The organism is Nonomuraea sp. AD125B, from assembly GCF_041402765.1.
GTDB lineage: Bacteria > Actinomycetota > Actinomycetes > Streptosporangiales > Streptosporangiaceae > Nonomuraea > Nonomuraea bangladeshensis.
Genome location: NZ_JBGLOU010000006.1, coordinates 228,593 through 249,283, shown reverse-complemented (window position 1 = coordinate 249,283; position 20,691 = coordinate 228,593). Strand labels below are relative to the sequence as shown.

General features: G+C 72.9%; 23 protein-coding genes. 6 read left to right on the top strand and 17 right to left on the bottom strand.

Annotation, left to right across the window (positions count from 1 at the left end; translation table 11 throughout):
• Nucleotides 1-3 precede the first annotated feature (3 nt).
• The 5 genes from ACBR40_RS18105 to ACBR40_RS18085 all read right to left on the bottom strand — a co-directional run bounded on the left by ACBR40_RS18105 (nt 4) and on the right by ACBR40_RS18085 (nt 2,054).
• A complete protein-coding gene (locus tag ACBR40_RS18105; RefSeq protein ID WP_344212047.1) occupies nt 4-366 on the bottom strand; it encodes a hypothetical protein in 363 nt (120 codons plus the stop codon).
• Nucleotides 367-547: 181 nt separating this feature from the next.
• Nucleotides 548-829, bottom strand: coding sequence for a hypothetical protein (locus ACBR40_RS18100; RefSeq protein WP_344212049.1), 282 nt, complete (start codon nt 827-829; stop codon nt 548-550).
• Nucleotides 830-917: 88 nt separating this feature from the next.
• Entirely contained in the window at nt 918-1,262 is a 345-nt protein-coding gene (locus ACBR40_RS18095; protein ID WP_344212051.1) for a DUF202 domain-containing protein, read from the bottom strand.
• A gap of 15 nt (nt 1,263-1,277) precedes the next feature.
• Complete coding sequence (locus ACBR40_RS18090; RefSeq protein WP_344212053.1) at nt 1,278-1,604, bottom strand: DUF202 domain-containing protein; 327 nt, start codon at nt 1,602-1,604, stop codon at nt 1,278-1,280.
• Between the two features lie 57 nt (nt 1,605-1,661).
• A complete protein-coding gene (locus tag ACBR40_RS18085; RefSeq protein ID WP_344212055.1) occupies nt 1,662-2,054 on the bottom strand; it encodes a hypothetical protein in 393 nt (130 codons plus the stop codon).
• 174 nt (nt 2,055-2,228) lie between these two features.
• Between ACBR40_RS18085 and bla the strand changes: the two genes are divergently transcribed.
• From bla to ACBR40_RS18070, 3 genes are read left to right on the top strand one after another with little or no spacing between them, the layout of a single operon-like run.
• The gene (gene bla / locus ACBR40_RS18080) at nt 2,229-3,152 is read left to right on the top strand and encodes a class A beta-lactamase (RefSeq protein ID WP_371249469.1); all 924 of its coding nucleotides are present in this window, start codon (nt 2,229-2,231) and stop codon (nt 3,150-3,152) included.
• On the top strand, nt 3,152-5,293 hold the full coding sequence (locus tag ACBR40_RS18075) for a transglycosylase domain-containing protein (protein WP_371249468.1): 2,142 nt from the start codon (nt 3,152-3,154) through the stop codon (nt 5,291-5,293). The genes bla and ACBR40_RS18075 overlap by 1 nt, the downstream gene beginning before the upstream one ends.
• Nucleotides 5,294-5,347: 54 nt before the next feature.
• Entirely contained in the window at nt 5,348-5,605 is a 258-nt protein-coding gene (locus ACBR40_RS18070) for a ubiquitin carboxyl-terminal hydrolase 14 (RefSeq protein WP_371249467.1), read from the top strand.
• A 12-nt stretch (nt 5,606-5,617) separates the two neighbouring features.
• Here the strand turns inward: ACBR40_RS18070 and ACBR40_RS18065 are convergent, their stop codons facing one another.
• Complete coding sequence (locus tag ACBR40_RS18065) at nt 5,618-7,195, bottom strand: Na+/H+ antiporter (protein ID WP_344212063.1); 1,578 nt, start codon at nt 7,193-7,195, stop codon at nt 5,618-5,620.
• Between the two features lie 75 nt (nt 7,196-7,270).
• Complete coding sequence (locus tag ACBR40_RS18060; RefSeq protein ID WP_371249466.1) at nt 7,271-8,398, bottom strand: hypothetical protein; 1,128 nt, start codon at nt 8,396-8,398, stop codon at nt 7,271-7,273.
• A 373-nt stretch (nt 8,399-8,771) separates the two neighbouring features.
• Between ACBR40_RS18060 and ACBR40_RS18055 the strand changes: the two genes are divergently transcribed.
• On the top strand, nt 8,772-10,784 hold the full coding sequence (locus tag ACBR40_RS18055; RefSeq protein WP_371249622.1) for an ATP-dependent DNA helicase: 2,013 nt from the start codon (nt 8,772-8,774) through the stop codon (nt 10,782-10,784).
• Nucleotides 10,785-11,196: 412 nt separating this feature from the next.
• Here the strand turns inward: ACBR40_RS18055 and ACBR40_RS18050 are convergent, their stop codons facing one another.
• The 10 genes from ACBR40_RS18050 to ACBR40_RS18005 all read right to left on the bottom strand — a co-directional run bounded on the left by ACBR40_RS18050 (nt 11,197) and on the right by ACBR40_RS18005 (nt 18,697).
• Nucleotides 11,197-11,952, bottom strand: a complete 756-nt coding sequence (locus ACBR40_RS18050) for an SGNH/GDSL hydrolase family protein (protein ID WP_344212067.1) — start codon at nt 11,950-11,952, stop codon at nt 11,197-11,199.
• Entirely contained in the window at nt 11,949-12,383 is a 435-nt protein-coding gene (aroQ, locus tag ACBR40_RS18045) for a type II 3-dehydroquinate dehydratase (protein WP_371249465.1), read from the bottom strand. The genes ACBR40_RS18050 and aroQ overlap by 4 nt, the downstream gene beginning before the upstream one ends.
• On the bottom strand, nt 12,380-13,453 hold the full coding sequence (aroB, locus tag ACBR40_RS18040; RefSeq protein ID WP_344212071.1) for a 3-dehydroquinate synthase: 1,074 nt from the start codon (nt 13,451-13,453) through the stop codon (nt 12,380-12,382). The genes aroQ and aroB overlap by 4 nt, the downstream gene beginning before the upstream one ends.
• Entirely contained in the window at nt 13,450-13,953 is a 504-nt protein-coding gene (locus ACBR40_RS18035; protein WP_344212072.1) for a shikimate kinase, read from the bottom strand. The genes aroB and ACBR40_RS18035 overlap by 4 nt, the downstream gene beginning before the upstream one ends.
• Nucleotides 13,950-15,131, bottom strand: coding sequence for a chorismate synthase (aroC, locus tag ACBR40_RS18030; RefSeq protein ID WP_344212074.1), 1,182 nt, complete (start codon nt 15,129-15,131; stop codon nt 13,950-13,952). Before aroC ends, ACBR40_RS18035 begins: the two co-directional genes overlap by 4 nt.
• A gap of 43 nt (nt 15,132-15,174) precedes the next feature.
• On the bottom strand, nt 15,175-15,750 hold the full coding sequence (locus ACBR40_RS18025; RefSeq protein ID WP_371249464.1) for a prepilin peptidase: 576 nt from the start codon (nt 15,748-15,750) through the stop codon (nt 15,175-15,177).
• Nucleotides 15,751-15,861: 111 nt separating this feature from the next.
• Nucleotides 15,862-16,389: an SseB family protein gene (locus ACBR40_RS18020; protein WP_344212078.1), complete on the bottom strand. Its 528-nt coding sequence runs from the start codon at nt 16,387-16,389 to the stop codon at nt 15,862-15,864.
• Between the two features lie 11 nt (nt 16,390-16,400).
• The gene (locus tag ACBR40_RS18015) at nt 16,401-17,195 is read right to left on the bottom strand and encodes an HD domain-containing protein (RefSeq protein ID WP_371249463.1); all 795 of its coding nucleotides are present in this window, start codon (nt 17,193-17,195) and stop codon (nt 16,401-16,403) included.
• Nucleotides 17,192-17,533 (bottom strand): PadR family transcriptional regulator, encoded by a 342-nt coding sequence (locus tag ACBR40_RS18010; RefSeq protein ID WP_245774847.1) that lies wholly within the window; start codon nt 17,531-17,533, stop codon nt 17,192-17,194. Before ACBR40_RS18010 ends, ACBR40_RS18015 begins: the two co-directional genes overlap by 4 nt.
• A 63-nt stretch (nt 17,534-17,596) precedes the next feature.
• Nucleotides 17,597-18,697 (bottom strand): ring-opening amidohydrolase, encoded by a 1,101-nt coding sequence (locus tag ACBR40_RS18005; protein WP_329574096.1) that lies wholly within the window; start codon nt 18,695-18,697, stop codon nt 17,597-17,599.
• 119 nt (nt 18,698-18,816) lie between these two features.
• Here ACBR40_RS18005 and ACBR40_RS18000 point away from each other — a divergent pair, with 119 nt between their 5' ends.
• Both ACBR40_RS18000 and ACBR40_RS17995 read left to right on the top strand, forming a co-directional pair.
• Nucleotides 18,817-19,494 (top strand): alpha/beta fold hydrolase, encoded by a 678-nt coding sequence (locus tag ACBR40_RS18000; RefSeq protein ID WP_371249462.1) that lies wholly within the window; start codon nt 18,817-18,819, stop codon nt 19,492-19,494.
• Between the two features lie 88 nt (nt 19,495-19,582).
• Entirely contained in the window at nt 19,583-20,665 is a 1,083-nt protein-coding gene (locus ACBR40_RS17995) for an FUSC family protein (protein ID WP_344212085.1), read from the top strand.
• The last annotated feature ends 26 nt before the right edge of the window (nt 20,666-20,691 follow it).

Below are 20,691 nucleotides of genomic sequence, written 5' to 3'. Positions count from 1 at the left end.
CCGTCAGTGGTGCACGGGCCGCACGATCGCGGCATACAGCTCGTAGCCGACGAACAACGCGATCGGCGCCCCGAGCGCCACCAGCAGCCGGCCGGGCAGGGTGACCCGCTCCACGGCGGCCACCCGGTCCGGCGGCCTGACGGCCGGCACCCGTACGGGGTCGGGGTCCGGTTCCTGGGCCGCCACCAGCTCGGGGTGGCGGCTCAGGTAGCCGGACGGGAACGAGGTGACCCGGTAGGCGCCGCATCCCGGGCAGGACGGCCCCGACCAGGGCGGCTGCACCGCCACACCGGAGCTCAGCCAGATCTGCCTCTCGTTGCCGCGCGCGTCGACGACGGTGCGGAGGAGGTAGTCCTCCTCCCACACGTGTAAGCAACGCAGGCACTCGAAAAGCCATGACACCCGGGTCTCGAACCCATCGGGCACGATGATCACCCCCGACCGCGGATCGCCGTTCGCCCTCAGTGTCCGCCTGGTCACATTGGACCGGCAAGGCGGTCTTGTGACACCTGACGTCAGGGAAAGCTCACCAACCGTCAGGTTTGCCCTAATAGAGCCGCCTCGGGACGGGGCTCAGCAACGGCGTCTCGTCGGGCGCCGCCGCGGCATCCGGCGGGACCAGCTCGGGATGCCGCAGCAGGTAACCCTCGGGGAACGTGGTCGCGTGCTCGCAGCCGCACCTCGGGCACCTGGCCCCCGGGGAGGGCGGCGGGACCGGAACCCTGTTGCGCAACCAGAGCGTCGCCTCGTTGCCGTGCTCGTCCTCGACGTGCCGGACGAGGTATTCCTCCTCCCACACGTGCCAGCAGCTGCGGCACTCGAAGGGCACGTTTCTGCGTTCTTCCTCCAACGAAATCACCCCCTCATCTAGAGTCTCCGCCCTGGACGCCGGATCACGCAAACCGGCTCTTCGCAGGTCAGAGGGTGCGCGACGCGACGAAGACGGCCGCGCCCAGGACCACGCAGAGGGTGCCGAGCCAGGCGACCAGCACGTCCGCGCCGTGGTCGAGCGGCCGGCCGCCGTGCAGCGCCGCCTGCACCCGGCGGTAGCGGGCGCGCGTCCTGATGAGCAGCACGCCGCCGCAGAACGAGGCCGTCGCGAACACCGCCACCGCGGCGACCGGCAGGCCGTTGCGCAGCGCCACCCCGGCCGCGCCGAGCCCGCCGGTGGCCAGCAGCACCGCCGTGCGCACCCAGGCCAGCCGGGTCCGCTCGCTCTGCAGGCCGCTGTCCCAGACCTCCTCCTCCGGCGCGCTCCCCATGGCCGCGTACCCCCGTCAGGCCGCGAGGAGGACGAGGACGAGCGCGATGACCGCCACCAGCGCCACGCCGTAGCCGAACACGGCGGCGAGCGCGGGCGGCGGCAGCGGCGCCTGGGCGCGCAGGGCGCGCTGGATGTTGCGCCAGCGGGGGTAGGCCAGGCCGGCGGCCAGCGCCGAGAGCGCGACGAGCACGACGGCCAGCGCGGTGCGGATCCACGGCACGAACACGTCGGCGGGCAACGCCGCCATCGCCACCCCGCCCGCGCTGAGCGCCAGCGCCGTGCTCAGCCAGGTGAGGAAGGTGCGTTCGTTGGCCAAGGTGAAACGCGGGTCGGGTTCCATGGGAAAAACGGTAATTCGTCCACTTTTCCCCTAGAGAAGGCGGGATTGCCCGCCCGCTCAGTTGGTGCAGGCCTGCCGGACCGTCTCCAGGTACGCGACCGTCTCCTTGCCCACCTGCTGGGCCGCGTCGACGGCGTCGTTGACGTTCTGGACCGAGATGCCGCTCAGCTTGTCGGCCAGGTTGTCGGAGGCCTCCTTGAGCGTGGTGTTGGCGGCCTGGTCGGCCACGTCGCCGAGCTTGGCCGCGGCGTCGTCGAGCGCCTTGTCCATGGCCTGGGGATCGTCGGTGAGCTTGGTGATCTGCGCGCCCAGGTCGGTGACGATCTTCGGCGCCTCCAGGCACGCCTGGGCCTTGTCGATGGTCTGGTTGACCTCGCCGCATCCCGCGACGGCGAGGGCGGCGGCGGAGAGGACCGCGAGGGACAGCAATCGGCTCTTGTGGAGTCGCATGCCCCGACCCTACCCAAGCAGGTGCCGACGCGCGGTCGCCGAAATTCGCGGACATCCCGACCAGGGGTGATATCGAAATGGATATCGCCTGATTGCCGATATCGCTATTAGACATCTGGTGATCCGGTCTGGTGTGCTGCTGCCTTCTGACGGACGACAGTTAGGACAGGTCACATGCGACACGCCTCCGCCCGCCGCCTCGCCGCCGCCCTCGCGGCCACGCTGCTCACCGGGAGCACACTGGGAACGGCGACGGCCGCGACCGCGGACGCCGCCGTCGCGCCGCAGCGGGGCGGGCAGGCTCAGGTGACGAAGGAGCTGCGGGCGCTGGAGAAGTCCTACAAGGGACGGATCGGGGCGTACGCCATCGACACCGCCACCGGCCGGACGGTCGGCTACCGCTCGGGCGAGCGGTTCCCGCTGCTGTCCACGTTCAAGGCGCCGGCCTGCGCGGCGGCGCTGCACAAGGCCCGCACGTCCGAGCCCGGCCTGATGGACAAGGTCGTCAAGTGGACGAAGGACGAGCTCAAGCCCAACTCGCCGACGACGGAGAAGCACGTCGCCGACGGCCTGACCGTCGCCCAGCTCTGCGAGGCGACCATCACCCTCAGCGACAACACCGCGGGCAACATGGTGCTCAAGCAGATCGGCGGCCCGGCCGGGCTCACCCGCTACTTCCGGTCGCTGAAGGACCCGGTCTCGCGCCTCGACCGCTGGGAGACCGAGCTGAACGACTGGACCGCGAAGGACAAGCGGGACACCACCACGCCCGCCGCCATCTCCCGCGACCTGTCCCTGCTCACCTGGGGCGACGCGCTCAACGCCAAGGACCGGCGACGGCTCAACGGCTGGCTGCGGGCCAACCGGACCGGCGACAAGCGCATCCGCGCCGGCCTGCCCAAGAGCTGGACGATCGGCGACAAGACCGGCACGAACGCCGAGGTCGGCGGCGCCAACGACATCGCCGTCGTGTGGCCGGACAAGGCGGCCGCCCCGATCATCATGGCCGTCTACACCACCCGCTCGACGCCCGCGGTGGACGACAAGGTGCTCGCGAAGACCGCGACCGTGCTCGCCCGCGGGCTCGGCAGGCTCTGATGGCGGGCCGGGGGACGAAGATCGTACGCCTGGCCGCCGCGGGGGCCGCGGCGGGCGTGCTCATGGCCGGGATCGCCGTCCCGGCCGTGGGCGGGGCCGGGTTCGGGCTGGTGGCGGCGGCCGACGAGGTGGACCTCAAGCCGGTCGACCTGGTCGAGCCGCCGCCCGCCGAGGTCACGATCGTGCGGGACGCGAAGGGCCGCGAGATCGCGCGTTTCTACGAGGAGTACCGCGAGGTGGTCGGCTTCGACGCCATCGCCGAGGTCATGAAGACGGCCATCGTGGCGATCGAGGACTACCGCTTCTACGAGCACGGCGCGATCGACGTGGAGGGCACGCTGCGCGCGCTCGCCACGAACCTGCGGGCGGGCAAGGTCGCGCAGGGCGGTTCGAGCATCACCCAGCAGTACGTCAAGCAGGTGCTGCTCAACTCCGCCGGCACCGACGCCGAGCGCGAGGCCGCCCTGGAGGCCAGCTACACGCGCAAGCTGAACGAGCTGCGTTATGCGATGGGCGTGGAGAAGAAATACACCAAGGACCAGATTCTTGAGAAATATCTGAACATCGCGTACTTCGGCGCCGGTGCGTACGGGGTCGAGGCGGCGGCCAGGCGCTTCTTCGGCGTCCACGCCGCCCGGCTGACCCTGCCGCAGGCCGCCACGCTGGCCGGCGCCGTGCAGGACCCGAACGCGACCGACCCCAACCTGGGCCGTGAGCAGCGGGCCCGCTTGCTGAAGCGGCGCAACGTGGTGCTCGACCGGATGGCGGAGCTGGGGAAGATCACCCAGGCGGCGGCCGACCGGGCGAAGCGCACCAAGCTCGGTTACAAGGGCACGAAGCTTCCCGGCGGCTGCGAAGTCAGCAAATATCCCTATTTTTGCCTGTACGTCCGCCAGGAGATCCTCAACAACCCCGACTTCGGCCGGTCCGCCAAGGCCCGCCTCGCCACCCTGAACCGCGGCGGCCTCACCATCAGGACGACCCTCGACCCGGTCAAGCAGGCGGCCGCCGAGCGGGCGATCCGCGCGTACGTCCACGCCTCCGACGGCCCGGTCGCCGCCGAGGCCCTGGTCCGGCCGGGCACCGGCGCGATCGAGGCGATGGCGGCCAGCCGCCCCTACGGCAACCGGGCCGCCCGCCACGAGATCTCGTACAACGTGGTCGCCGACGCGGCGCACGGCGGCGGGATCGGGTTCCAGGCGGGCTCGACGTTCAAGACGTTCACCCTGATCAGCGCGCTGAAGCAGGGCATGAAGGTGGACGACGGGTTCACCGTTGGCGCGGGCTACCGCGCGCCCGCGTACGCGACGTTCAAGAACTGCGCGGGCGAGAACGTCGGCGACCCGTCCCACACGGTCACCAACGACGAGGGCTCCCCCGGCTGGAAGACCCTCAGGACGGGCACGTGGGGGTCGGTGAACACGTTCTTCATGGAGCTGGAGCGCCGGGCCGGCCTCTGCGAGACGGTGACCACGGCCAAGTCGCTCGGCATCCGCCGCGCCGACGGCCGCCCGCTCCAGGAGTACGAGACGTTCACGCTCGGCATCAACGAGATGGACCCGGTCACCGTGGCCACCGCGTACGCGGCGATCGCGGCTCGCGGCACGTACTGCGCGCCGATGGCCATCACCGCCATCACCGACAGGAACGGCAAGACCGCCCGCTACCGGCCGAAGTGCCGCCAGGCCCTCGAACCGGCCGTCGCGGACGCCACGGCGGACGTCCTGTCCGGCGTGTTCACCCAGGGCACGATGCGCGGCGTCGGCGGCATCGGCCGGGACGCGGCCGGCAAGACCGGCACCACCGACGACTATGCGACCGCCTGGTTCGCCGGTTTCACCCCCGATCTGGCGGCGGCGGTGAGCATCGGCGACCCGCGGGGCTCGCAGCGGCACAAGCTGGTGGGGATGACGATCGGCGGCCGGTACTACGGGATCGTCGCCGGGGCGAGCCTTCCCGGGCCGATCTGGAAGGCGACGATGCTCGCGGCGCTGAAGAACGTCCCTCCGACGTCGTTCACCCCGATCGACCGGGACCGCTTCGAGGGCTGCGCGGCCCACTGCCGTCCGGCCGGGGACACCGATCCGGAGCGGGAGAGCCAGGAGGAGACGCCTCCCGAGGATCGGCCGCAAGGGCGGTGAGCAGGAAGAACGCCCCAATGATCGCCTTTGTCACCGCGTACTAGGATGATTGATATGGCTAGTTGCGAACATCTTTCCCAGGCCGACGACCCTGCGGCGCGCACTCCTGACGGCTGCGAGGAGTGCCTGGCGGCGGGCGGCCGGTGGGTCCATCTGCGGCGCTGCCTGGAGTGCGGGCACGTCGGCTGCTGCGACTCCTCGCCGAGCAAGCACGCCACCGCCCACTTCCACGACACCGGGCATCCGGTGATGCAGTCGTTCGAGCGGGGCGAGAACTGGCGCTGGTGCTTCGTGGACAATCAGATGGGCTGAGGCCGGCCGGCCTCAGCGCTCCAGGATGGCCTCCTCGAAGTCGAGCTGGGCCATCACCTCGCGCAGCACCTCGTCGTCGAGGCGCCGCTCGTCGCGCAGGCGGACGAACACCTGGCGCTCGGCCTGCAGCATGTCGCGGCGCAGCCGCCGGTAGAGCGTGCTCGGCGTCTCCGCGCCGCCCTGCCCGGTGCCGCCGCCGAGCCGCTCCCACGCGGTGAGCGAGCGCCGCCAGGACTTCTCCCTGAGCTGGTCGACGACCTGCTTCTGGATCTCGTCGGGCTCGCTCCCGAGCTCGGCCACCAGCCGGTCGAGCTCGGCGAGGCCCGCCTCCAGCGCCGCCTGCTGGGCCGCCGCCTCGGACAGCCGGTCCTCGTAGCGCTCCTGCTCGCTGGACACGCCGAGCCGCCTGATCAGCGCGGGGAACGTGGTGCCCTGGATGAGCAGGGTGCCGATGACGGTGGTGAAGGTCAGGAACAGCAGCATCGCCCGGTCGCGCGGCGGCACCTCGGGCGGGATGGCGAAGGCCGCCGCCAGCGACACCACGCCGCGCATGCCCGCCCAGCCCAGTAGGACGGCCTGCTGCCGGCCGGGCCCGGCCGGACCGCCCCGCGCCTTGATCAGGAACGTGGCGGCGAACACCCACACGAACCTGGTCAGGATGGTCGCGCCGAGCACCGCGGCGGCGTAGCCGGCCACCTCCCAGGCGCTGTAGCCGGAGATGCCGCGGATCACGGTGACGAGCTGCAGCCCGATCAGCGCGAACACGATCGTCTCGAGGAAGAAGGCGGTGACCTGCCACACCGCGTCGGACACCAGCCGCGTGCCGAACCCGCGCAGATGCATGCGGGAGCCGAGGTAGAGGCCGACGATGACCACCGCGATCACGCCGGAGGCGTGCACCGACTCGGCCGCGAGGTAGGCGGCGAACGGGATGAGCAGCGTCAGCGTGTTCTCGACCAGCGAGTCGCGGGTCAGCGTGAACAGCCAGGCGAACACCAGGGCCAGCGCCAGCCCGATCGCCACGCCGCCGACCGCCGCCAGCAGGAACTCCCCGACGCTGTGCAGCAGATCGACGGTGCCGCCCAGGAACGCGCCGATCGCCACCCGGTAGGCCGTCAGCGCGGTCGCGTCGTTGAACAGGCTCTCGCCGATGAGGAGGGTCAGCGTGCGGCGCGGCAGCCCGAGCCGCCGCCCGACCGCCACGGCGGCGACCGCGTCGGGCGGCGCGATGATGGCGCCCAGCGCGAACGCCAGCGCCAGCGGCAGGTCCGGCAGCAGCAGGTGCACGACGAAGCCGACCGCCGCCGCGGTGAACAGCACCAGCCCGATCGACAGCAGCCCCACGGCCCGCCTGGCGTCACGCAGGCGCAGGTAGGAGCTGTCGAGGGCGGCGGAGTAGAGCAGCGGGGGCAGGAAGACGAAGAGGACCAGCTCCGGGTCGAGCGGCACGAACGGCACCAGCGGGGACACCAGCAGCCCGGCGGCCACCAGCAGCAGCGGCGCGGGCCAGCCCTTGCGCCTCGCCACCGCGGCGACGGCGATCGCGCCGCCCGCCACCAGCAGCAGTTGCAGGCCCATGATGGGACTCACCGCTGTGCCTCCCCCCGTCGGCTGATCGGATTCGCCGACGAGAGCGTACCTGGCCGCGCGGACTCCGCAGTCCGCTCACCAGTCCCTGCGGTCGCTCCGCTCGTGGTAGTCGGGCTGGTCGGGGCGCAGGCGCTCGCCCGTGGAGAACATGGGGTCCCCGACGTACGGGCGGGTCATGCCGGGGTCGGGCTGCTGCTGGTACTGCTCCTGGCGGCCGAGGGCGAGCAGCGGGTCCACCGGGTTGGGCTGGGGCTGCTGGTAGGAGCCGTAGTCGTCCCGGTAGTCGGCGCCGTAGCCGGCGGAGGGCTGCTGGGGGGCGGACTGCTGGGGGGCGCTGCGGCGGCGGCCCGCGCCGGGGATGCCGTGCATGGGCGTGCCGAGCCCGGCCCCGCCGGAGGCGCCCTGGCTCTGCTGCTGAGCCGGCTGCTGGGCGTAGGAGTCCCGGCGGCCGTAGGAGTCCGATCCGTAGGAGTCCGACCCGTACGGGTCCGGCTGGTAGGGCTGGGCCTGCTGCCCGCTCCCTGCGTACGTGCCGGCGGCCTGCGACGGGAAGCCGAGGGGGTCGGTGCTGAGCGGCGCCGGGCGGCGCTGGTCGGCGCCGGGCATCTGGTAGAGGGGCTCGTTCTCGGCGTACTGGGGCTCGGCGTACTGGGGCTCGGCGTACTGGGGGCCGGTGAAGCGGTCGGGCTGCTGCTGCGGCGGCTGGTAGGCCGGCCGGTCGGCGGTGTACTGCGGGCCGCTGAACGGGTCGCCGGTGTACTGGGGGCCGCTGGCGGGGTCGCCGGAGTAGTGGGGGCCGCTCGCCGGGTCGCCGGTGTACTGCGGGCCGCTGTAGGGGTCGCCGGTGTAGCGGGGCTGGGGGCCGGTGCTCTCGACGTACTGAGGGCCGGTGAAGGGCGCCCGCTCGCCGTAGGCGGGGGTCTGCTCCCTCGACCCGGTCGTCTCGCCGAACCCGGCCACGAGTTTGTCCTGGGGCGCGGGGCCCCGGGCCACGAGGACGTCGTTCGGGGACAGCGCGACCGGCCGTTCGTCGAGCGGCGGCTGCGGCTGGTGGAGGGGCTGCGCCGGGCGTTGGTACTGGCCGGTGCCCGGCATGACCTCCGTGCCCGGGTCGTGCTCGGGCACGGCGGGCTGCTCGCCCGTGGCCTCGGCGAAGCCCTCGTCGAGGGTGTCGAGCAGCCGGCCGACGTCCTCCATCGGCATGCGGAAGCTCGCTGTGCACATCTCCCCACGCCACAGGCTGAGCACCAAGGTGCCCTCGTGCCACGTGACCCGGAGACAGCGCTCCTGACCTCGTGCATCGAAGAAGACTTCGCCGAACGACGGCAACGGGACAACTTCCGACATGGCAGACATACTGTATTAACCAGCCTTTATGCGTCCACTCAACCCCGGAAAACCCTACTGAACCGGCTCTCCCATACACACCCCAGGCCCCCTCGTCAACCACCGTGAGCGCGTGTCCGACTTGTTGGGGTCCCGATCGCCCAGTGTGCCACGCCCGCCGCCGCACGCGTTCGGGAATGCCGGGATGCGTCTGGCCGATCACACCGCGTTCGGCGCGGCGACCCGGCAAATGCGGGTAGCGTTTACTGCCGTGCCGGACTCCCATCTCCCGTCAGTCGACGAACTGCTCAGCATCGCCGTCAACGCCGTCGGAGGGAGCGAGCGGCAGGGCCAGGTCACCATGGTCCGCGCCGTGCAGCAGGCCATCGACGCCGACGAGCATCTGGCCGTGCAGGCCGGCACGGGCACCGGCAAGTCGCTGGCCTACCTCGTCCCGTCGATCCGCCACGCCATGGACAGCGACAAGCCCGTGGTCGTCTCCACGGCCACGATCGCGCTGCAGCGCCAGCTCGTCGACCGCGACCTGCCCCGCCTGGCCGAGGCGCTGGGCAAGGAGCTGCCGCACGAGCCGACGTTCGCCATACTCAAGGGCCGGCGCAACTACCTGTGCCGCTACAAGGCGACCGCCGGCTGGCCCGAGGACGACGAGCAGGACCAGCTCTTCGACCCGCGGGAGGTGAGCGCCACCGGCCGCATGGTGCAGCGCATCCAGGAGTGGGCCGAGGAGACCGAGACCGGCGACCGCGACGAGCTGGTGCCGGGCGTGAGCGAGCAGGCCTGGCGGCAGTTCTCGGTCAGCGCGCAGGAGTGCCTGGGCGCCAACCGGTGTCCCAGCGGGGCCGAGTGCTTCGCCGAGCTGGCCCGGCAGCGGGCCGGCGAGGTCGACGTCGTGGTCACCAACCACGCGCTGCTCGCCATCGACGCCATGGGCGAGCTGCCGGTGCTGCCCGAGCACAAGGTCGTGGTCGTCGACGAGGCGCACGAGCTGGTCGACCGGGTCACGTCCGTCGTCACCGGCGAGCTGTCGGAGCTGACCGTGTCGCTGGCCGTACGACGGGTCGGCCGGCTCATCGAGCAGTCGGTCGCCGACCAGCTCCAGGAGGCCGGCGAGGACCTGAAGGCGCTGCTCGCCGCCGCCCCTCCGGGGCGCGTCGACGAGCTGCCCCAGGTGCTGGGGCTGACCCTCCAGCTCATCCGCGACACCGCCTGGCGCTGCGTCACGGCGCTCGGGCCGCGCAACGCCGACAAGGACGACCCCGACAAGGCGGGCCAGCGCAAGGCCGCGTTCACCGCCCTCGACGAGGTGCACGACACGGCGGTGCGCATGCTGGACGCCTACGGCCACGCCTCCGAGGCCGACCGCGCCGAGGTCGTCTGGCTCGACGGGGGCACCGACCGCCGGCCGCCCGCGCTGCGCGTCGCGCCGCTCACCGTCAGCGGCATGCTGCGCGACAAGCTGTTCGGCGAGCGTACGGTGGTCCTCACCTCCGCCACGCTCGCGCTGGGCGGCACGTTCGACGCGCTGGCCGCGCAGTGGGGGCTCAGCGGGCCCGGCGAGTGGCAGGGCATCGACGTCGGCTCCCCCTTCGACCACCCCAGGTCAGGCATCCTCTACGTCGCCAAGCACCTCCCCCAGCCCGGCCGCGACGGCCTGCCGCAGCAATACCTCGACGAGATCACCGAGCTGATCGAGGCGGCCGGAGGGCGCACGCTGGGCCTGTTCTCCTCGATGCGGGCCGCCAAGGCCGCCACCGAGGCGCTGCGCGACCGGCTCGACGTGCCGCTGCTGTGCCAGGGCGACGACTCGACGATGCTGCTGGTCAAGCAGTTCGCCGAGGACGAGCCCACCTGCCTGTTCGGCACGCTGTCGCTGTGGCAGGGCGTCGACGTGCCAGGGCCGTCGCTGCGGCTGGTCATCATCGACCGGGTGCCGTTCCCGCGCCCCGACGACCCGCTGACCTCCGCCCGCCAGCGGCACGTGGCCGCGCGGGGCGGCAACGGCTTCATGGCGGTGGCCGCCAACCACGCCGCGCTGCTGCTGGCCCAGGGGGCGGGGCGGCTGCTGCGCTCGCAGCACGACAAGGGCGTCATCGCGGTCCTCGACCCGCGCCTGGTGACGGCCCGCTACAGCGGCTTCCTGCTGAACTCGCTGCCCCCGTTCTGGCGCACCACCGACCCGGCGATCCCCCGCGCCGCCCTGAAGCGCCTGGCCGCCGAGTCAACGGAACCAGCCGACGCCTGAGGCTTGCGAAGGGCCGCCCCCACCGAAGCACAGCGGACGGCCCGCAGGTGCTTGGCCCGGAGCTTGAGCCGAGGCGAGCGCTCAGCCGATGGCCCACGTCCTGAAGGGTTGGCGGCCTCCAGGACTTGAGGCCGGATGCCAATGGCCACCGGGCACGCGAGCTGCAGGCCGACGGCCATCCAGCACGTGTGCCAGACGTCGCAGCGCCCAGGACGCGAGCCGGACGCCGGGGCCGCTCAGGGCGTGAGCCGCAGGCCGGCGGCCGTTCAGGGCGTGAGCCGCAGGCCCGCCGCAGCTCAGGGTGTGAGGTGGAGGGCGGCCGCCGCCCAAGATGTGAGGTGGAGGGCGGCCGCCGCCCAAGGTGTGAGGCGGAGGGCGGCCGCCGCCCAGGACGTGAGGTGGAGGGCGGGGGTCAGCCCCAGGGGGTGAGTTCGGGGCGTTTGGGGGACAAGCCGTCGCCCGAGGAGACGCCCCGCAGTCGGCGCCCCACCCAGGGCACCAGGTACTCGCGGATCCACTGGGCGTCCTCGCGCCGCCGCGCCCGCGGGTCGACGGACCGCTCCGGCCAGTCCTTGCGCCAGTCGTCGAACGGCACGCCCAGCACGTCCAGGACCCGGGCGGCCACCAGCCGGTGCCCGTCCTCGTTCATGTGCAGCCGGTCCGGGCTCCAGGCCCGCCAGTCGCGCAGCCCCTGCATGGACCACTGGTCGACCAACCGGCACCCGTAGAGGTCGGCGATCGAGCGCAGGTGCAGGTAGAAGACGGCGAAGCGGCCCCGCAGCCGGCGCATGAGCGGCGTGTCGCGCGGATCGACGCCGGTGAACAGCAGCACGTCGGCCCCGCCCGCCCGCAGCTCCCGCACCGCGCGGGCGAGCTTCTTCGCCATCACGTCGGGGTCGCTGCCCGGCCTGAGCAGATCGTTGCCGCCGGCGCAGAAGCTGACCAGGTCGGGCGCCATCTCGACGGCCACGGGCACCTGCTCGGCGATGATCTGGTCGAGCAGCTTGCCGCGTACCGCGAGGTTGGCGTAGCGGAAGGAGGGGTCGTCGGCGGCCAGCCGCTCGGCGACCCGGTCGGCCCAGCCACGGTAGTGGCCGTGGGGGCCCGGGTCGTTCAGTCCTTCCGTGAAGCTGTCGCCGAGCGCGACGAAGGACTTGTAGTGCCTCATGAGGTGGTGTTCAACTCCGCGATAGCGTGCAGCGCAAGGACGTACGACTGTAGTCCGAAGCCGGCGATGGTGCCCGTCGCCACCCCGGCGACGACGGAGTTGTGCCGGAACTCTTCCCTGGCCGCGGGATTGGTGAGGTGGACCTCGACGAGCGGCGCCGTACGCTGGGCGATGGCGTCGCGCACCGCATAGGAGTAGTGGGTGAACGCGGCCGGGTTGAGCACGACCGGGATGCGGCCGTCGGCGGCCTCGTGCAGCCAGCCGATCAGCTCGGCCTCGTCATCGGTCTGGCGGACCTCGACGTGCTCGCCCAGCTTCTTGCCGGTGTCGCGGCAGAGCGCGGCGACGTCCTCGAAGGTGTCGGCGCCGTAGACGTCGGGCTCGCGGGTGCCGAGCCGGCCCAGGTTGGGCCCGTTGAGCACGAGGATCATGCCGAGATCTCCTTGTAGGCCGCTTCGAGCAGCTCTTCCGGGGGGCCTTCGAGCCGGCCGGGCTCGGCCAGGCCGTCGAGGACCACGAACCGCTGCTTGGCGCCGCGGTTCTTCTTGTCGAGCCGCATGTGGTCGCGCAGCCGCGGCCAGGCGTCGGCCCGGTAGGAGACGGGCAGCCCGACCGAGGTGAGCACGGCCCGGGTGCGCGCCACGAGGTCGGCCCGCCCGGCGAGCCTGGACAGCTCGGCGGCGTAGACCATGCCGATGGCGACGGCCTCGCCGTGGCGGATGCGGTAGTGCTCGTCGCGTTCGATGGCGTGGGCCAGCGTGTGGCCGTAGTTGAGGATCTCGCGCAGGCCCGCCTCGCGCAGGTCGGCGCCCACGACGTCGGCCTTGACGCGGATCTTGCGCTCGATGAGCTCGCGGGTGTGCGGGCCGCCGGGCCGGGTCGCGCCCTCGGGGTCGGCCTCGATGAGGCGCAGGATCTCGGGGTCGGCGATGAAGCCGCCCTTGATGACCTCGGCGAGGCCGGCGCGGTAGTCGTCGCGCGGCATGCCGTCGAGCGTCGACAGCTCGCACAGCACGCCCGCGGGCGGCAGGAACGTGCCGACGAGGTTCTTCCCCTCGGGGGTGTCGATGCCGTTCTTGCCGCCGACCGCGGCGTCGACCATGGCCAGCAGCGTCGTGGGCACGAGCACGACCTGTACGCCGCGCAGCCAGGTGCCGGCCACGAACCCGGCGAGGTCGGTGGTGGCGCCGCCGCCCACGCCGACGACGGCGTCGGAACGGGTCACGCCGTGCCGGCCGAGCTCCGACCAGAGCCGGGCGGCCACCTCGACGGTCTTGGCCTGCTCGCCGTCGGGCACCGGCAGGGCGACGACCTCGTGCCCGGCCGCCGCGATCGCCTCGCACACGGGGCGGGAGATCTCCGGCAGGGTCTCAGGATGGATGACGGCGACGGTGCTGACGCCGGGCCTGAACAGGGTGGGCAGCTCGGCCAGCACCCCGGTGCCGACGACCACGTCGTAGGGGCTGTCGCCGCGTACGGTGATCCTGGTCGCGGCGCTCATGCCGGCAGCCCCTTCAGGATCTCCTCGGCGAGCTCCGCCGGCTCGCGCTGGTCGGTCGTCACGGTGACCGCCGCGAGCCGCTCGTAGACCGGCCGCCGCTCCTCCATGAGCTTCTTGAGCTGGCTGCGCGGGCTGAGCACCAGCAGCGGCCGGGCCGAGGCGAGGCCGACCCGCTGAACCGCGTCGGCCAGCCCCACCTGGAGGTAGACCACGTGGTGGCCGGCGAGCAGGGCCTGGGTCTCGGGGTGCAGCACGGCGCCGCCGCCCAGGGACAGGACGCCGTCGTGCTCGGCCAGGGCCCGGCGTACGGCCTCGTGCTCCAGCTCGCGGAAGCGGGCCTCGCCGTCCTCGACGAAGATGTCGGAGACGGGCTTGCCCGCGACCGCCTCGACGTCGGCGTCGGTGTCGCGGAAGCCGACGCCGAGCCGCTCGGCGAGCAGGCGCCCGAGTGTGGTCTTGCCGGAGCCGGGAGGCCCGATCAGCACTGCCTTGGCCGTCATTTGATCACCATCGAAGAGAGGTAGCCGGACAGGTTGCGCGCGACCTCCTCGACGGAGTCGCCGCCGAACTTCTCCAGGGCCGCGTCGGCCAGGACCAGCGCGACCATGGCCTCGGCCACGACGCCGGCCGCCGGGACGGCGCAGACGTCGGAGCGCTCGTGGTGGGCCTTGGCCGCCTCGCCGGTCTTGACGTCGATGGTGGCGAGGGCCCGCGGAACCGTGGAGATCGGCTTCATCGCGGCGCTGACGCGCAGGATCTCGCCGTTGGTCATGCCGCCCTCGACGCCGCCCGCGCGGTTGGTGAGGCGGCGTACGCCGTCGTCGGTGGTGTAGGCGATCTCGTCGTGGGCGCGGGAGCCGGGCCGCCTCGCGGTCTCGAAGCCGTCGCCGACCGCCACGCCCTTGATCGCCTGGATGCCCATGAGCGCGCCGGCCAGCCGGGAGTCGAGCCTGCGGTCCCAGTGGGTGTAGCTGCCGAGGCCGGGCGGCAGGTTGTAGGCGAGGACCTCGACGACGCCGCCGAGCGTGTCGCCGTCCTTGTGTGCCCTGTCGATGACCTCGACCATGGCGGCGCTGCCCTCGGGGTCGTGGCAGCGGACCGGGTCGGCGTCGATGCGGGCCAGGTCGCCGGGGCCTGGAAGGGTGTCCGACGGGCTCTCGGCGCCGCCGATCGAGGTCACGTGGCTGACGATGTCGACGCCTAGCGCCTGCTTGAGGAAGCGGCGGGCGACCTCGCCGAGCGCGACCCTGGCCGCCGTCTCGCGGGCGCTGGCGCGGTCGAGCACGGGGCGGGCGTCGTCGAAGCCGTATTTCTGCATGCCGGACAGGTCGGCGTGGCCGGGGCGCGGGCGCGAGCGGGGCGCGTTGCGCGCCAGGCCCTCCAGCTCGGCCGGGTCGACCGGGTCGGCCGCCATGACCTTCTCCCACTTGGGCCACTCGGTGTTGCCGACGCGGATGGCGACCGGGCTGCCCATGGTGCGGCCGTGGCGGACGCCGCCCACGATCGTGACCTTGTCCTCCTCGAACTTCATCCGCGCGCCGCGGCCGTAGCCGAGCCTGCGGCGGCGCAGCGCCTCGTCGATGGCGGCCGTGGTCACCTCGACCCCGGCCGGCAGGCCCTCCATGACGGCGACGAGTTCGGGCCCGTGGGACTCTCCGGCGGTCAACCAGCGCAACATGCGTACAAGTCTTCCACGTGCCGCCGAGTGGGCTGACCCACGTTCACCCGTCGAGACACAGCACGATGAACGCGCCCATCAGCATGAACGGGCCGAACGGGAACTGTGTGTGCCGTGTGCCTTTCCGCGTGGCGAGCAGCGCGAGTGCGTAGAGCGCGCCGAGCGCCTGCCCGGCGAAGGCCGCGGCGACCCACGCGGGCCAGCCGGCCGCGGCGGCGTTGAGCCCGATGAGCCCGGCCAGCTTGACGTCGCCGAGCCCCATGGCCTCGGGGCGGGCGAACCAGAGCAGCCCGTAGAGCGCCGTCAGCGCCGCCGCTCCGGCCAGCGCCCGCGGCAGCTCCCCTGTCGGCCAGAGCGCCAGGGCGGTGATCGGGTACGCGGGGAGCGTGAGCGCGTCGGGGAGGATCGTGGTGCGCCAGTCGATCACGGCCAGGGCGACCCCGATCACGGCGAACGGCACGTACGGCATGCCCATGCGCCACGCGGTCAGCGCCGCCACGGCGGCGGTCAGCAGCTCGATCCCTGTTCCGGGGGTGGGGGGCGCGGGGGTGTAGGTGTCGGCCAGCGCCCTGATGCGATGTCCGCAGACCAGGCCGGCCAGCGCCATGAGTGCGACCACGAGCCGACCCTAGTGCGCGACACGCCGTCCGGCGCCCCGTTCACCGGCACCGGTCCAGCTGTGGATGGATCAGGGGAGCAAGGGTCGCCCCCCGCCAGGCGGCCTGGCGGGTCAGCGGCGGGAGAACCAGCGGCGTTTCGGGGTGGGCTCGACGCGGGCGACAGTGGCCCGGTCGAGTTGGGCGGCGGTGCCGGACTCGACGGCCGCCAGGGCCTCCAGCACCGCACCCTCGATCACGAACGGCACCGGCCCCGCCACGTCGATCACGACCGCCGCCGCGCCCTCCTGGGCGGCGGCCCGGCACACCTGGAGTGTGGTGCTCTGGATCGGGCGGGCGTCCGGCCGCCACCTGGTCAGCGCGTCGGTGCCGGTAAAGGCGGGGACCGCGTGCCTGCCGTCCTGCCCGACGAGCTTGGGCAGGGCCATCTCGCTCTCCTTCTCCTGCCGCAGCCCGTGCTCGCCCACCTCGGACTGGGTCAGCAGCGCCACCACGGGCACCAGCAGCCGCGCCCCGGCGAGGGCGTTGAGCACGGCGGCGACGTCGCCCGTGCCGTCGCGGTGGGCGGCGAGGGCGGCGGCCACGGCGGGCGGGGCGCCGCCGTCGTCGGTGGGGTCGAGGGGTCGCGGGATGCTCGGCACAGCACCCGAGACTACCTGCGCCTGCGCCCGGCCCCGATCCTGCCCCGCAGTGCCCGCGCCCATCCCGCGACGTCCCAGCGGCCGAGGGCCGCGGCCAGGCTCGGCATTCCGAGCAGCAGGCCGGCGGCGAACCGGTTCCGCTCCCGGCGGCCGGGAATGGTGTGCAGTTCGGCCAGCCATTCCTCCAGGTAGCGGGCTCGGGCGTGCGGCGGGAGCAGGACCGCGCCCGCCCTGACGAGCCGGTACGGCCCGTTCCCCGGCAGGTTGGCGGTGGCCAGCCGCCGCAGCTCCTCCCCCACCCGTTCCAGACCCGCCCTTCCGGCGGCGGGCACGTACAGCTCCAGGGTCTCCCGCGCCTTGCGGGCCCGTTTGGCCTTCGGGAGGAAGCGGGCGGTGCGCAGGTTGTGCAGGCGGTCGGCGAGCTTGAGCGCCAGGACGCGCTCGTCGGCGAGGTCGCGCCGGTCCGGCGGCAGGCCGCGGGGGTCGTCGAGCGCGGAGAGCCCGCGCAGCAGCGCCATGACGTCCTCGCCGAACTCGGCCAGCTCCGCCTCGGGGCACGCCGTGTCGTCGAGCACGTCGTGCAGCAGGGCCGCGCACAGGATCTCGTGGTCGCGTACGCCCTGCTCGGCGAGGATGACGGCGACCGCGAGCGGGTGCGTGACGTAGGGGTCGCCGCTGTGGCGCCGCTGCCCGTCGTGCCAGTGGGCGGCCACCTCGTAGGCGCGGCGCACCAGCCGCAGCCGTTCGCCGTCCAGCCATTCGCCGGTGGCTCGGAGCAGAGGTCCGAGGGGGTCGCCGCGGTTCATGAGGTGCCTCCCGGGTGGAGCAGCCAGGCCGGGACGGGCTGGCGGCGGGAGCGGTAGGCGCGGGCGACGGCGTCCCGTCCGCGCTCGGCCCCGTCGGGGGTGATGCGGTAGTAGCGGCGGCGGGGGCGGCCCGCCTCCTCGTGGGCGCTGGGCTCCTCCCAGCGGCTCTCCACCCAGCCGAGCCGCTCCAGCCTGGCCAGGATGGGGTAGACGGTGCCCCCGGGCAGCCCGGCGAGGTCGCAGAGCTCCAGCCCGTACCGCTCGCGGGCGGGGTCGGCGAGCAGGGCGCGCAGGACGGCCTGGGTCGGCAGGGTCATCCGGGGTGCGTTGCTCTTCATAGCTCGTACTCTACATAGCTAGAAGAGCGTGGGGCAGAGCGGCGGAAGCCACTCTGCCCTTACCTACTCGCCCAGGTCGGCGATGGCGGCGACCGGGCCGCCGCCCGACGGGCCCTGGTGTACGGCCGCCACCGACACGAACACCGCGGGGTCGCCGGTCACCGACGCCGCGACGCCGCCCACGGCCGCCTTGATCTGCCGGTGCCAGTGCACGTCGGAGTCGTCGAGCATGATGTTGCGCCGGCCGCGTACCCGACCGGACGGGTCGGCCTCGCACTTCATGAAGACGTTGACCAGCCGCCCGCCGAGGTCCGACGGGTGCGGGCGCTCGGGCAGCGGCAGGCCGGAGTCGCGGATGGCGGCCCAGATGCCGTCGGCGTCGAGGGCGTCCTTCATGACGCTGTGGCCGATGCGGTAGCGCCCGCCGATGCCGCGTACGTTGCCGACCAGCACGATCTGCGCCCGGTCCAGCTCGACCCCCGACGAACACGAGGCCACGGACGAGTAGAGCGACAGGTCCTTGTGGATCTGCTCGGCGCGCGGCATGTCGATCTCGCCGAGCGCCACCGCGATGCCGAGCGCCGTGGTCGAGTTGGACAGGTCCATGGAGGGGCCGGTCTCCTCGATGGCGGTGTCCTTGCCGCGGCTGCGCGCGTCGGTGATGGTGGCCAGGGTGAGCAGGGGCGTCTTGGTCTGTACGTAGTGGACGTCGCGCGGGTCGTCGATGCCGGCGATCTTCATGGCCTCGCGGACCCCGGCGGCGACCTTCTCCACCATGGCGGGGCGGCCGATGTCCTCGGGCAGGATGACCTCGCTCATCGCGACGCCGACCGACAGGCGCGGCTCGTCGGTGACGGGGGCGCGCTCGGCCGGGGTGGTGGCGAAGACGGTCGCGTGCGGGCTCAGGATGCCGTCGGTGCCGCCCGACCACACCAGGGGGACGTTCTCCGGCGCCGGATGCCCGTGCCTGGCCAGCACCTCGCGGAAGGCGCGGTCGGCCAGGATGCGGGTGTAGTCGTTGACGCCGCCGTTGCCCTCGGTCTTGCCGACGACGGCGAGCACCCGTTCGGCCTCGATCACGCCCTCGGCGATGAGACGTGACAGCCCGGAGGCGTCGGTCACGCTCTCGATCGGCACCTTGCGGACCTCGATCGGTTCCGGCATGCGACCACCCTTTCTGTGCACCCCTGGCGACGCTAGCCGAGCCCGCCACCGGCCTTCATGGGCAATGTCTGCCCATGAAGGCCGTCCGCCATGTCAAGGCGCGCCGTACGCTGATCCGCGTGATTCGCGAAGCACACGTGAACGGGATCAAGCTCGTGTACCGGGAGGAAGGGCACGCGGAGGCTCCGCCGCTGCTGCTGGTCCACGGCCGGACGGCCGACCACAACGACTGGAACGGCATCACCCAGCACTTCGCCGCCCGCTACCACGTGCTCGCGCCCGACCTGCGGGGTCACGGGAGGAGCGACCGGCCGGGCGACTACCCGCTGCCCACCATGGCCGAGGACCTGGCCGGCCTGCTCGACCACGCGGGGGCGGCGCGGGCCACGGTGATCGGGCACTCCCTGGGGGGCATGGTCGCGTACCTGCTCGCCGCGAACCATCCCGAGCGGGTCGCCAGGCTCGTGCTGGAGGACGTCCCGCCGCCGCTGCCGCTCCAGGGCCGCTCGCCCCTCGTCGAGGACGACTCCACGGACTCCACCGGCTTCGACTGGCGGATGATGCACGACACCGAACGGCAGATGCTCGACCCCGACCCGGCCTGGCTCGACGGGCTGGCCAGGATCACGGCGCCCACGCTGGTGCTGTCGGGCGGGGCGGCCAGCCCGTTCGACGCCGCGGGTCTCGCGGCGCGCGTCCCTGGGGCCGAACTGGTGACGATCGAGGCGGGACACCTCATCCACACCGGCGACCGGGCGGGGTTCCTGCGCGCCGTGGACGGCTTCCTGCCGGTGTGAGACGTCGCTCATTGGACGCGGGTCGTGCAAATCGGCTAGAACGGGCTGAAGTGATCCGAATGTCATAAAGATCCGCCAAGGTGAAAAGGTGCGTACGAGGCTCAGCGAGCATGTCAGGGAGCGGCTGGGCACGTTCGCCCTGGCGTGGCCGTCCATCGCGCAGTGCGCGGTCGGCGCGGCGCTGGCCTGGATCGTCGCCGTCCGGCTGCTCGGCCACCCGCGGCCCTTCTTCGCCCCGATCTCCGTGCTCATCTGCGTGGGCGTGGGACTCGGGCAGCGGCTGCGCCGGGTGGCGGAGCTGATCGTCGGGGTCAGCCTCGGCGTCGGGGTGGGCGACCTGCTGGTGGCCTGGATCGGCTCGGGGCCCTGGCAGATCGCGCTCGTGGTGGCCCTCGCCATGGCCATCGCGGTGCTGCTGGACGGCGGGGCGCTGTTCGTGGCACAGGCCGGCTCGTCGGCGGTGCTGGTGGCCACGCTCGTCCCCGTCGAGGGGGCCGGCGGCCTGGACCGCATGGCCGACGCGCTGACCGGCGGCGTCATCGGCATCGCGGCGGTCGCGCTGATGCCCGCGAGCCCGTTCACCATCGCGGGCAAGCACCTGTCCGACGTGCTGGACGCGCTGTCCACCGCGCTGGAGCGGGCCGCCGAGGCCATCGAGAGGCGGGACGTGGACCTCGCGGCCGAGGCCCTGGAGGCGGCGCGCGGCACCCAGGCGCTGGTGGAGGAGCTGGAGAAGGCGCTGGAGACCAGCAAGGAGATCACCACCATCTCGCCGCTGCACTGGCACCGGCGCGCCCGCCTGGCCCGCTACGAGGCCGCCGTGCTCCCGGTGGACCTGGCGATGCGCAACGTACGGGTGCTGTGCCGGCGGACGCTGGCCTCGCTCGGCGAGGCGAGCCCTCCCCCAGCGGCGCTGGCCGAGGCCATGCGCGAGGTGTCGGAGGCGGCCCTGCTGCTCCAGCTCGAACTCGGCGCGGGCCGGGAGCCGACGCTGGCCAGGCAGGCGCTGCTCGCCGTGGCGGGCCGCGAGCGGCCGGAGCACCTGGGGTTCTCCGCGCACGTGATCATCGCGCAGCTCCGGTCCGTCGTGGTGGACCTGCTGGAGGCCACCGGCATGGACCACGAGGCGGCCAGCGCCACGCTGACGCCGCTCGACGGGAGCGCGGCCTGACGGGCACGGGCGCCTGAGCCCCAGGC

Coding starts and splice junctions, on each gene's coding strand:
- ACBR40_RS18095 (WP_344212051.1), bottom strand. CDS start 1,262: ATGGGGAGCGCGCCGGAGGAGGAGGTCTGGGACAGCGGCCTGCAGAGC.
- ACBR40_RS18090 (WP_344212053.1), bottom strand. CDS start 1,604: ATGGAACCCGACCCGCGTTTCACCTTGGCCAACGAACGCACCTTCCTC.
- ACBR40_RS18085 (WP_344212055.1), bottom strand. CDS start 2,054: ATGCGACTCCACAAGAGCCGATTGCTGTCCCTCGCGGTCCTCTCCGCC.
- bla (WP_371249469.1), top strand. CDS start 2,229: ATGCGACACGCCTCCGCCCGCCGCCTCGCCGCCGCCCTCGCGGCCACG.
- ACBR40_RS18075 (WP_371249468.1), top strand. CDS start 3,152: ATGGCGGGCCGGGGGACGAAGATCGTACGCCTGGCCGCCGCGGGGGCC.
- ACBR40_RS18070 (WP_371249467.1), top strand. CDS start 5,348: ATGGCTAGTTGCGAACATCTTTCCCAGGCCGACGACCCTGCGGCGCGC.
- ACBR40_RS18060 (WP_371249466.1), bottom strand. CDS start 8,398: ATGCCGATGGAGGACGTCGGCCGGCTGCTCGACACCCTCGACGAGGGC.
- ACBR40_RS18055 (WP_371249622.1), top strand. CDS start 8,772: ATGCGGGTAGCGTTTACTGCCGTGCCGGACTCCCATCTCCCGTCAGTC.
- ACBR40_RS18050 (WP_344212067.1), bottom strand. CDS start 11,952: ATGAGGCACTACAAGTCCTTCGTCGCGCTCGGCGACAGCTTCACGGAA.
- aroQ (WP_371249465.1), bottom strand. CDS start 12,383: ATGATCCTCGTGCTCAACGGGCCCAACCTGGGCCGGCTCGGCACCCGC.
- aroB (WP_344212071.1), bottom strand. CDS start 13,453: ATGAGCGCCGCGACCAGGATCACCGTACGCGGCGACAGCCCCTACGAC.
- ACBR40_RS18035 (WP_344212072.1), bottom strand. CDS start 13,953: ATGACGGCCAAGGCAGTGCTGATCGGGCCTCCCGGCTCCGGCAAGACC.
- aroC (WP_344212074.1), bottom strand. CDS start 15,131: ATGTTGCGCTGGTTGACCGCCGGAGAGTCCCACGGGCCCGAACTCGTC.
- ACBR40_RS18015 (WP_371249463.1), bottom strand. CDS start 17,195: ATGAACCGCGGCGACCCCCTCGGACCTCTGCTCCGAGCCACCGGCGAA.
- ACBR40_RS18010 (WP_245774847.1), bottom strand. CDS start 17,533: ATGAAGAGCAACGCACCCCGGATGACCCTGCCGACCCAGGCCGTCCTG.
- ACBR40_RS18005 (WP_329574096.1), bottom strand. CDS start 18,697: ATGCCGGAACCGATCGAGGTCCGCAAGGTGCCGATCGAGAGCGTGACC.